This window comes from Aeromicrobium sp., from assembly GCF_036675695.1.
Lineage (GTDB): Bacteria > Actinomycetota > Actinomycetes > Propionibacteriales > Nocardioidaceae > Aeromicrobium.
In genome coordinates this window covers 1-11,187 of the sequence record NZ_JAKFEL010000159.1, presented here as the reverse complement: position 1 = coordinate 11,187, position 11,187 = coordinate 1, and the positions used below count along the sequence as shown (strand labels likewise).

At 65.8% G+C, this 11,187-nt stretch carries 10 protein-coding genes; 3 read left to right on the top strand and 7 right to left on the bottom strand.

Translation table 11 applies throughout. The features are described from left to right. The coding region (locus V6M39_RS10395) for a DedA family protein (protein ID WP_442880769.1) at positions 1-267 on the bottom strand (267 nt) is incomplete at its 3' end. A gap of 107 nt (positions 268-374) precedes the next feature. On the opposite strand from V6M39_RS10395, the gene rfbB reads away from it, so the two are divergent. After that, positions 375-1,373: a dTDP-glucose 4,6-dehydratase gene (rfbB, locus tag V6M39_RS10390; protein WP_332643749.1), complete on the top strand. Its 999-nt coding sequence runs from the start codon at positions 375-377 to the stop codon at positions 1,371-1,373. A gap of 6 nt (positions 1,374-1,379) precedes the next feature. Here rfbB and pdxH read toward each other — a convergent pair whose 3' ends face one another. Then, positions 1,380-2,024, bottom strand: coding sequence for a pyridoxamine 5'-phosphate oxidase (gene pdxH, locus V6M39_RS10385; protein WP_332643748.1), 645 nt, complete (start codon positions 2,022-2,024; stop codon positions 1,380-1,382). A 36-nt stretch (positions 2,025-2,060) separates the two neighbouring features. Here pdxH and V6M39_RS10380 point away from each other — a divergent pair, with 36 nt between their 5' ends. Next, entirely contained in the window at positions 2,061-3,167 is a 1,107-nt protein-coding gene (locus tag V6M39_RS10380; RefSeq protein WP_332643747.1) for a citrate synthase 2, read from the top strand. A 61-nt stretch (positions 3,168-3,228) separates the two neighbouring features. Next, a complete protein-coding gene (locus V6M39_RS10375; RefSeq protein WP_332643746.1) occupies positions 3,229-4,134 on the top strand; it encodes a hypothetical protein in 906 nt (301 codons plus the stop codon). Between the two features lie 170 nt (positions 4,135-4,304). Here the strand turns inward: V6M39_RS10375 and V6M39_RS10370 are convergent, their stop codons facing one another. The 5 genes from V6M39_RS10370 to V6M39_RS10350 all read right to left on the bottom strand — a co-directional run. After that, positions 4,305-5,099 (bottom strand): transglutaminase-like domain-containing protein, encoded by a 795-nt coding sequence (locus tag V6M39_RS10370; protein WP_332643745.1) that lies wholly within the window; start codon positions 5,097-5,099, stop codon positions 4,305-4,307. 12 nt (positions 5,100-5,111) lie between these two features. Beyond that, positions 5,112-6,242 carry a hypothetical protein gene (locus V6M39_RS10365; RefSeq protein ID WP_332643744.1) on the bottom strand — a complete coding sequence of 377 codons (1,131 nt, stop codon included), beginning with the start codon at positions 6,240-6,242 and terminating at the stop codon, positions 5,112-5,114. Between the two features lie 32 nt (positions 6,243-6,274). Beyond that, positions 6,275-7,246 (bottom strand): methylmalonyl Co-A mutase-associated GTPase MeaB, encoded by a 972-nt coding sequence (meaB, locus tag V6M39_RS10360; RefSeq protein ID WP_332643743.1) that lies wholly within the window; start codon positions 7,244-7,246, stop codon positions 6,275-6,277. 6 nt (positions 7,247-7,252) lie between these two features. Next, a complete protein-coding gene (gene scpA / locus V6M39_RS10355) occupies positions 7,253-9,445 on the bottom strand; it encodes a methylmalonyl-CoA mutase (RefSeq protein ID WP_332643742.1) in 2,193 nt (730 codons plus the stop codon). Between the two features lie 20 nt (positions 9,446-9,465). Then, positions 9,466-11,187: methylmalonyl-CoA mutase family protein (locus V6M39_RS10350; protein WP_332643741.1), on the bottom strand; the 1,722-nt coding region annotated here is incomplete at its 5' end.

The window sequence follows — 11,187 nt, the reverse complement described above, 5'->3', positions numbered from 1 at the left end:
GAAGTGGCGAACGCCGAGCCGACGTACGGGCTTGGTGTCGCGGAGCTGGTCGCCGTAGCGCCGGCCGAGGAGATAGCCGACGTGATCGCCCATGCTCGCGCCGATCATCACCGCCACGCCCAGCAGAAGGATGTCGGTGGTCGAGCGCATTGAGGCCGCGAGGACGACGACAGCCGTCTCGCCGGGCATCACGATGCCGAGTCCCAGGCCTGACTCTGCGAACGCGAGAGCAAACCCGAGGGCAAGCGTGAACACGACTCCTGACATACGTCCACAATGAGCGGACGACGCGTCCGGACACCGACTCGAATGCGGCCGGAAGGTGAACACGCATTGACGAATTCGAAGGCGCTTCCCCGACTACGCTGAATCCCATGCGCACTGTGCTCGTGACTGGCGGAGCAGGCTTCATCGGCTCCAACTTCGTGCGCCATCTCCTCGCCCACACCGACGATCACGTGACCGTTTTGGACAAGCTGACGTACGCCGGCAGTCGCCAGAGCCTGGCTGACCTGCCGGAGACCCGATTCGAGCTCGTTGTCGGCGACATCGTCGACGCCCACCTGGTCGACCAGCTCGTCGGCGAGCACGACGCGGTCGTCCACTTCGCGGCCGAGTCGCACAATGACAACTCGCTGGCGAGTCCACGAAGCTTCGTCGACACCAACCTGGTCGGGACGTTCACACTCCTGGAGGCCGTCCGCAAGCACGATGTGCGGTTCCACCACATCTCCACCGATGAGGTCTACGGCGACCTCGACCTCGACGACCCGGCGCGATTCACCGAGACGACGCCCTACAACCCGTCGAGCCCGTATTCGGCAACCAAGGCGGGATCTGATCTGCTCGTTGCGGCTTGGGTGCGCTCGTTCGGCGTACGCGCAACGATCAGCAACTGCTCCAACAATTACGGGCCGTTCCAACACGTCGAGAAGTTCATCCCACGCCAGATCACCCAGTTGATCGACGGCCTCAAGCCCCACGTCTACGGCGACGGTCGCAACGTTCGCGACTGGATTCACGTCGACGATCACAGTGGCGCCGTGATGACCATTCTCGACAAGGGCGTCATGGGCGAGACGTATCTCATCGGCGCCGACGGCGAGATGAGCAATCGCGAGGTCGTCGCTGAACTCCTCACCGCTTTCGGTCGCGAGCCCGAGGACTACGAGACCGTGACGGATCGCGCGGGCCACGACCTTCGCTACGCGATCGACTCATCCAAGCTGCGTCGTGAGCTCGGTTGGGCTCCGAAGTACGCCGACTTCTCCGCAGGCATCGCTTCTACCATCGAGTGGTACCGCGAGAACGAGTCATGGTGGCGCCCCAGCAAGTCGGCCACCGAGGCGATGTACGGCCGCCAAGGCAAGTGACCCGAGTCAGGGGGCGAGCCGAGCGCGGGTCCACGCCGTACCCGTACGGCGGTACAGCAGGCGATCGTGCAGTCGGTCCTCGCGGCCCTGCCAGAACTCGATCGACTCGATCTCGATGCGATAGCCACCCCAATGCTCTGGCCGGGTCACATCACCCGTGCCATACGTCTCAGCCGCCTCGGCGTAGAGAGCTTCGAGTGCTGCTCGATCGTCGACCACGGACGACTGTGGCGAGGCGACGGCTCCCAGCTGAGAGCCGCGGGGCCGGGAGTGGAAGTACGCGTCCGAGTCCGCCGCCGAGATGCGGGAGACCGAACCCTCGAACCTCACTTGCCGCTGCAGTGGGTGCCACAGCATCGCCGCTGCAGCACGCGGATTCGTCTCGAGCTCACCGCCCTTGCGCGACTCGTAGTTGGTGAAGAACGTGAGTCCCGATGCGTCGACCCCTTTGAGCAGCACGATGCGGACGGACGGTTGGCCATCGGACGTCGCGGTGGCCAGAGCCATCGCGTTGGGCTCATGGATCTGGGCAACCAAAGCATCGTCGAGCCACCGACCAAACAGCGCTAGCGGATCGTCTCCGGCCGCGGCCTCCGCGAGTCCTTCGCGGGCATACGACTCACGCATTCGAGCCAAATCAGGGGACTCCATGTGTCCACCGTATGCGCGCAGGGCAGAATGCTGAACATGACTGAAGTGCACCATGGACTTGAAGGCGTCGTCGCATTCGAGAGCGAGATCGCCGAGCCGGACAAGGAAGGGTCAGCGCTGCGCTATCGCGGCGTCGACATTGACGACCTGGTCGGCCGCGTTCCGTTCGAGAAGATCTGGGGCCTGCTGGTCGATGGGTCCTATGAGCCGGGCCTGCCGCCCGCCGAGCCGTTCCCCATCCCGGTCCACTCCGGCGACATCCGCGCCGACGTACAGAGTGCGATCGCGCTGACGGCTCCCGCCTGGGGCCTCAAGCAGCTGTATGACATTGACGAAGTCCAGGCACGTGAGGACCTTGCCCGCACCGCGGTCATGGTCCTCTCCTATGTCGCGCAGGCCGCGCGAGGCGTGGGCAAGCCGATGGTGCCGCAGTCCGAGATCGACAAGAACGACACGATCATCGGCCGGATGCTCACTCGCTGGCGCGGCGAGGTCAACCCCGACCACGCCAAGGCCATCGATGCCTACCTCGTCTCGGCGGCCGAGCACGGCATGAACGCCTCGACCTTCACCGCGCGCGTCATCGCCTCGACGGGTGCCGACGTCGCTGCCGCCCTCTCGGGTGCCGTTGGCGCCATGTCCGGACCGCTGCACGGCGGCGCCCCGGCTCGCGTGCTGACCATGATCGAAGAGGTCGAGAAGTCCGGCGACGCCACGGCGTACGTCAAGAAGCTCCTCGACAGCGGCGAGCGCCTCATGGGCTTCGGCCACCGCGTCTACCGCGCCGAGGATCCGCGTGCCCGCACCCTCCGTCGTACCGCCAAGGAGCTCAACGCTCCCCGCGCCGAGGTTGCCGTCGCCCTCGAGGAGGCTGCGCTCAAGGAGCTCCGCGAGCGTCGCCCCGACCGCGTGCTCGAGACCAATGTCGAGTTCTGGGCCGCGATCGTCCTCGACTACGCGGAGGTCCCGCCCCCGATGTTCACCGCGATGTTCACGTCGGCGCGTACCGCCGGCTGGAGCGCGCACATCCTCGAGCAGAAGCGAACGGGTCGTCTGATCCGTCCGTCGGCGATCTACACCGGTCCGCCGACACGCAACGCCGACGAGGTCGAGGGCTGGAACCCAGCCTGGGCCAACGCCTGATCACTCCGATCTCGGTCAAACAAGAAGTCGACCCGCCACCCGCAGCCCTTATGCTGGGGCGGTGAAGACGAAGTGGCTGACGGTGTTTGCCGGCGCAGTCACGGCGGTTGTCTTGGTGAGCCTGGCAATGGGCTTCGCCGCACCGGATGGTTCCGTGGGCGACAAGCCGACTGCGGGCAGCACCCCCTCGGCCAGCGAATCAGCGTCGGCGAAGCCCACACCGACCGCTGATCCCGCGCCAGATCCGGCGAGGGCGGCACTCGCTCCCGAGTCCGTACGCGGTGCGTGGCCCGGACATCCCCGCAAAGTGACCGTCAAGGGCAAGAAGGTCAACTGGTGCCCGGCCGTACGCATCACAGGCGAAGCAGAGGCCGTACGCGTGTTCGGCAAGAAAGCCGTCGATGCGGCAGCCTGCACAGCCGTGCGATTCATCTTCGAGAAGCGATACTCCCGGCTGTCGATCCCGCGCAAGTCCTACAAGCGCTCCGCGTTCGACTTCGTCCTCCCGGCGCTCACCTCGGAGACTGCCAACAGCTACTACCGACCACGCATCAACACCTTCGTCGCCGACCCGGGAAGCATCGCGGCCCGCGACGCTCTCGGTCTGGTGCTGCTGCGCGGTGACGGCATCCGCGGAAAGCACAACTCCGCAGGATCTGGCCGCGTCTACTACGGGAAGCCGTTCACGACTCGTGGCTACAAAGACCGCGCGGTGTGGATCAATCCGAAATGGTCCACAGTCGCGATCAGCCTTGACTACTCCAAGTCGCAGCCCCGCATCGCCGCGAAGCTCACGGCAGATGCCTCCGTCCCCGTCTTCAACACAGCCGAGAAGCGTGACGACATGCTGACCGTGGCAACCTCCGCGACCTACTTGCTTCGGCACGGCGGCGGCACCAAGTGGGCGATCGGCGCGTGGACCGTCACGACCAACACGATCGGGTTCTCTCCGCTCAAGGTGAACTAATCCCGCTCCCTCTTGACTTCGCCCGCGCAATTTAGTTACGAAGGACTAGAGGGTCCTAGTTCATACGAGTTACTTCCTCAGAGGTAGGTCCTCGGCGACGCGGGGGCGCTCCCAGTTCCCGCGTCGCCACCCGGGGCACCGCTGAGCGCAGCTCAACCAGCTGCGCAGTGCTATCGCAGCTTCACAAGTTCAGCTGTGTCGTCGCGAGGCAGTTGGTCCACCACGGCAATCACCTGCATCGACAACAGGTCGACGCGTGCCCAGTGCTGCGACAGAAACGCGGTCTCAGCCGCATCCTGTCCGGTGGCGATACGAAGCAGACTCTGCCGCGGCGCCAGTCCCGTGGCGTCGACGACGTGCCAGGCGTTCTCGACGTACGCCTCGGCCACTGCGTGGAAGTCCATCGGACTGAGCCCCGGCGCGTAGACCGAGGCAAGTCGGGCCGGCACATCCAGCCCGCGCAGGAGAGCAACGACGAGGTGCGCGTAGTCGCGGCACACGCCCTCACGGGCCAACATCGTCGCAACTGCACCGTCGGTGTGGAGGCTGACGCCGGGTACGTACGAGAGGTGCGACCCGACCCAGGTGGTGACGGCGTCGAGGAGCTCCTTGCCACTGGCGCCGGCGAACTCGGCCCGCGCGGTCGAGAACAGCGTGTCCGACTCGCAGTAGCGGCTGGGGCGGCGGTACTCGATCAGGTCGAGCTCGTCGACCGGAGCGGAATCGGCCTGGCCGATCGCAACGGCGGAGTAGTCGATCGTCATCTTGCCGGCGGGGCCCGTCAGGCGATGAAGCCTAGTGCCGTGGCGGCCGATGAGCTCGCGTGGCTCCAGCTCGCCGCCGCCGGAGCTGATCGTGAACGTCTCGGACTCGAGGTTGGCACCCTGCGCGACGGCGATCGAGAAGATCAGGTCCGCGGAGTCGTGAAGCTCGAGCTCGAGATGGGCTGAGACAGTTCGCTTCACTGCCTCAGCCTTTCACATTCCTGGGGGCGCCTTCGACAGTGCGGACCGGACACGTACGACGCCTGCGCCGTACTTGTCGTCGAATGCCTTCTGCAGTCGCCCACCCTCGTCGAGGATGACGCTCATGTCGACGTGGTCATCGCCAGGCGACGACGAGAGCATCAGGCCCTTTGCCATGTCCTGCGCCCCCTCCTGGATGCGTCGGAGCTCGGCGTCGGTGCGCTCGGCCTTGCTGACGCACAGTGCGCCTTGCCAGACCGTGCGCATCGCCTTCTCGGCACCCTTGACGTCCTTGGTCACTCGCACGTTGAGGATGATCCGGTTGGGATCGTTCTCCTTGGCGTAGCTGAACTGCTGGTCGAGCCACAGCTCGGAGTAGCCCGGGATCTTCTCGGCGAACGGTGCAGCGCGTTCCACGGCGTACTCGTCGAGCTTGGGCCGATCCTTGGGGAACCAACCTCCGTCCGGCTCCGGGCATGGACTGTTGAAATTGCGGTCGAGCTCGAAAGCCGGGACCTCTCCCTCGAACTGTTGAGGTTCCAACGGCGGACGGGTCAACGTGAAGTCACCGTCGACGTAGACGCCGTGAACGACGTACAGCCCGTTGATCGTCTGTGAACGCTGACTCTTGCCGCTGACCTTCGTCCAGTCCCAGTTCGGTATGTCGGGCCCGTCGCACTGTGGGGGCATCGACAACCTGATCGCTCCCAGGCACAGCTGCGGACCATGAGCTTGGCCGTAGGTGCCACCGTCCTCGAGGACAGTTGCACGCGCGAAGTATTCCTGGGTGCCACACGTGCCGACCGGTCGCGGCAGCGTCGTGAGCTCGAATGTGTCGCCGACGTTCTTGCCCTCGAAGCAGAAGTCGCCGAATTGTGCGCCTTCACTACCGGCAGCGCCCCAGACCTTGGTCCAGTCCCAGTTGGAGATGACCGGGCCCTCGCACTGTGGTGGTGCCGACTCGCGTACGGGTCCAGTGCACAGAACCGGCCCGTCGCCCATTTCCCCGTCGGCGCTCAGCACGTCAGTCACCGTGGCACGGTCGATCGTTCGTACCTCACCGTCTTTTGCTGGCGGGGGCGACGACTCCGACCCGCACGCAGCCAGCAACGCCAGCATCAACACGACAGAGAGAGTGCGCATGTCTGAGTATGTCTGCCAAGCGCGAATCGTCTCTAGGAGTCGTAGGCCTCGAGGATCTTGTCGGCTGCGGTCGCCGCGGGCATCTCGCCCGACAGTACGGCCTCGCGGACTTCTTCGCGGACTTTGGCCACGGCTTCGTTGTTGCGGAGCCGCTGGTCGAGCTCATCGCGTACGAGGGCCCAGGTGAAGTCGAGCTGCTGAGCGGCGCGCTTGGCTGCGAGACCGTCATCGCCGAGCGACTCTCGGTGCTCGAGTATGCGGGACCAGACCTTGTCGATGTCGATGCCCTCGAGCGCCGAACAGGTGAGGACCGGCGGGACCCACTCCTTGGAGCCGCTGAAGACGAGACGCATCGCTCCGGCGAGGTCCTTGGCGGCAGCGTTGGCTTCCTGCTTGCGATCACCGTCGGCCTTGTTGACCGCAACGACATCGACGATCTCGAGGATGCCCTTCTTGATGCCCTGGAGCTGGTCGCCTGAGCGGGCGAGGGTAAGGAACGTGAAGGTGTCGACCATGCCGGCGACCGTGATCTCGGACTGACCGACACCGACGGTCTCGATCAGCACGACATCGAACCCGGCCGCCTCGAGGACTGTCATGGCCTGGCCGGTCGCACGTGCGACACCGCCGAGGGTTCCAGCGCTGGGCGAGGGACGGATGAACGCATCGGGATTGACCGCGAGCTTCGCCATACGGGTCTTGTCGCCGAGAACCGAGCCGCCCGTACGTACGCTCGACGGATCGACGGCGAGCACACCAACGCGATGACCCTGCTCGACGAGGTACATGCCCAACGCTTCGATGAACGTTGACTTGCCGACACCGGGCACTCCCGAGATGCCGACGCGTACGGCTCCCCCGGCGTCAGGGTTCAGCAGACCGAGCAGCTCTCGCGCTTCGGCGCGATGGTCAGACCGGCTCGACTCGACCAGCGTGATGGCCCGCGAGATCGCCGCCCGCTTGCGCGAACGTACGTCCTCGGCGAGCTGGGCGACATCGACCATGTAGGACTAGGCGCTCTTGAGGTTCTGTCGGAGTCGCTCGAGCAGGTCGAGTGCCGAGTCGGCGATGACGGTGCCCGGCAGGAACACCGCAGCAGCGCCCATCTCCTTGAGCGTCTCGACGTCATCGGGCGGGATGACGCCGCCGATCGACACCATGATGTCTCCGCGACCGAGGTCCTCGAGAGCCTGCTTCAACGCCGGCAGCAGCGTGAGGTGACCCGCCGCGAGGGAGGAAACACCGACGATGTGGACGTCGGCGTCAACCGCCTGCTGGGCGACTTCTTCGGGTGTCGAGAACAGCGGGCCCACATCGACGTCGAAGCCCATGTCGGCAAACGCCGTGACGACGACCTTCTGCCCTCGATCGTGTCCGTCCTGGCCCATCTTGGCGACGAGGATGCGGGGGCGACGGCCCTCGGCCTTCTCGAACTCCTCGGTGGCCTTGACCACCGCGGCGACATTGCCGGCCTGGCCGGCTTCAGCACGGTACACACCTGAGATCGTACGGATGACTGCCTGGTGGCGCCCGTAGACCTTCTCCAGCGCGTCGGAGATCTCTCCAACGGTCGCCTTCGCGCGGGCAGCGTTGACAGCCAACGTGAGCAGGTTGTCGTCGAGCGATCCGTCATTGGTCGAGCCGCGTTCGGCGCTCTTGGTCAGCGCAGCGAGAGCAGCGTCAACACCGCCGGTGTTGCGCTCGGCGCGCAGGCGCTCAAGCTTGGCGATCTGCGAGGCGTACACGGCCTTGTTGTCGACCTTGAGCACGTCGAGCGCGTCCTCGTCGGCGAGGCGGAACGTGTTGACGCCGATGACGGCCTGCTGCCCGGAGTCGATGCGAGCCTGCGTACGGGCGGCGGCCTCTTCGATGCGCATCTTGGGGATGCCAGCCTCGATTGCCTTGGACATGCCGCCGGCCTTCTCGACCTCCTGGATATGAGCCCAGGCGCGGTTGGCGAGGTCGTGGGTCAGCTTCTCGACGTAGTAGGAACCTCCCCACGGGTCGATGATGTCGGTGGTGCCCGACTCCTGCTGCAGGAGCAGCTGGGTGTTGCGGGCGATGCGGGCGCTGAAGTCGGTCGGCAAGGCGATCGCCTCGTCGAGAGCGTTGGTGTGCAGCGACTGCGTGTGTCCCTGGGTCGCCGCCATTGCCTCGATCGCCGTGCGGCCGACGTTGTTGAACACGTCCTGCGCCGTGAGCGACCAGCCCGACGTCTGGCTGTGCGTACGCAGGCTCAGCGACTTTGGGTTCTTGGGGTTGAAGTCGGAGACCAGGCGAGCCCAGAGCGCCCGAGCCGCACGCATCTTGGCGATCTCCATGTAGAAGTTCATGCCGATCGCCCAGAAGAAGCTCAGGCGGGGCGCAAAGGCGTCGATGTCGAGACCGACGTCGAGACCGGCACGGATGTACTCGACACCGTCGGCGAGCGTGTAGGCGAGCTCGAGGTCGTTCGTCGCTCCGGCTTCCTGGATGTGATAGCCGGAGATCGAGATCGAGTTGAAGCGCGGCATCTTCTGCGCGGTGTAGGCGAAAATGTCGGAGATGATCCGCATCGACGGTGCCGGCGGATAGATGTAGGTGTTGCGCACCATGAACTCTTTGAGGATGTCGTTCTGGATCGTGCCCGACAGCTTCTCGGGAGGCACGCCCTGCTCCTCAGCAGCGACGATGTAGAGCGCCAAGATCGGCAGCACGGCACCGTTCATCGTCATCGAGACGCTCATCTCGTCCAGCGGGATGCCCTCGAAGAGCTTCCGGGTGTCGTAGATCGAGTCGATCGCGACACCGGCCATGCCGACGTCACCGACCACGCGCGGGTTGTCGGAGTCGTACCCGCGATGCGTCGCCAGGTCGAAGGCGACCGACAGGCCTTTCTGACCGGCGGCGAGGTTGCGGCGGTAGAACGCGTTGGACTCCTCAGCGGTGGAGAAGCCCGCGTACTGGCGGATCGTCCACGGCTGGGTCGTGTACATCGCCGGGTAGGGGCCGCGAAGGAACGGAGTCAGCCCGGGGAGGGTGTCGAGAGCATCGAGACCCTCGACGTCATCGGCGGTGTAGAGCCCGTCGATCTCGATGCCCTCCGGCGCGGCCCACGGCTGGGCGCCATCGGTCGCACTGGCGTACGCCGCGGCGTCGACCTCGTACGGCTGCTCGGGAACGAGCGGCAGGCCCTGAAAGCTCTTGGGGATGGCGGTATTCATGTTTCGCTCGCTTCGCTCACTCATGCCCGGAGCTCCTGTCGGATCGAGCGGAGGAACGCGAGCGCATCATCTCCGACAGCGGCAGTGGCGTCGACCTCGAGATCGCTCTTGCCCGCCACGACGACGTACTTGGCGCCGGCAGCGCGGAGCGCGGTGACGAGATCAGCACCCCAGCCGTCGTACGCAGCGGCGTTGCCGGTCAGGCAGACGACCGGCACATTGCCAGCCCCGTCTGAAACCAACGCTGTGTAGGCCGCGACGATCTCGTCGACGCCTTCGGTCGGGCCAGCAGTGACAGTGTCGACGCCGCCTGCAGCGAAGAGATTGGCGGCGAAGGTCGCGCGTGCCGTGTAGGCCGCGACGGTGCCCATGGTCGCCAGGAACACAGGCGTCGCTGCGCGGTCATCACGCATGGCCTCGAACTCGCCGCCGTATCGGTGTACGGCCAGCTCCTCGGCGTACGGGCGACGCTCGGGCAACGTCTCGTGGAGGTTGGGGAACTCCGAGACACCCGTGATCGGCTGCTTGCGCTTGGCGATTGCCAGCGCCCGCTGGGACACGGTCGCTGCAATCGCCTCTTCGAGGACATCAAGTCCGCCGGCCGCGTCGATCTCACCGAACAGGGCCCATGCGGCACGAGCGGTGTCATCCGTGAGCTTCTCGACCGCGTACGAACCGCCGGCGGGATCGCTCACTTCAGCGACATGAGACTCGCTGATCAGCAGGCTCGAGGTGTTGCGGGCGATGCGGCGGCTGAAGGCGTCGGGCAGGCCGAGTCGTTCATCGAATGGCAGGACCGTGACAGAGGCAGCACCGCCGACACCGGCGGCGAAGGCAGCAACCGTTGTGCGGAGCATGTTCACGTACGGGTCGTACTTCGCCATCATCGGGCGGGAGGTCACGGCGTGCTGGAGCTGTCCGGTCGCGGCACCACCGCTGAGCTCGACGACGCGGTTCCAGAGCCGACGCGCGGCGCGGAACTTCGCGATCGTCGGGAACTGCTCACCCGTTGCGGCGTAGCGGAAGTCGATCAGCGCGGCGGCTTCGTCGACCGTGAAACCGGCCTCGACCAAGACCCGGAGGTACTCCGTGCCAGCTGCCAGCGAATATGCAAGCTCCTGGGCGTCGGATGCGCCGGCGTCGTGAACGGCGGTGGCGTCGACGGTCAGCGCTCGGATGCCCAGTGGAGCGGCGATACGGGCAACCTCTTCGATCATCGAAGAATCTGTGTTGCCGCGGTCGCGGAAGCCGGCGCCAATAGGGTCGACGCCAAAGCTGGTGCCCGGTGCCGGGGTGATGGCGCGATCGGCAAAGATCGCGGCGAGGGCCCTGGCAGCTTCGACGGGCTCATAGGGTGCATCGAGAGCAACGGGAGCGAGGTCAAGGAACACGGCCTCAAGGACAGTGCTCAACGACTCGATCGGTACGCCACCGCTGCCGACCGTGATCCACAGAGAGTTGACGCCGTTCTCCAAGTCGGTGATGACGTCCTGTCGGGTCCGCTCGACATCCGGATCGGCGAACCAGGCGCGTACGTCCCAGCCTTCGAGGTCGCGGCTGGCCGTGCTGCCGCGGGTGAACGGCGCCTGGCCGGGCAGTCCGGGATCGGGGAGGTCGGCGACGAGCTGAGCCGTGCCCAGGGGTGTCACCGTGATCCCGTCGAGCGTGGAGGTCGCAAGAACCTTCCACACGTCAGAATCAGGCGCGTCCTCGCCGAGGCGGCGCGACTTGCGCAGAACTGC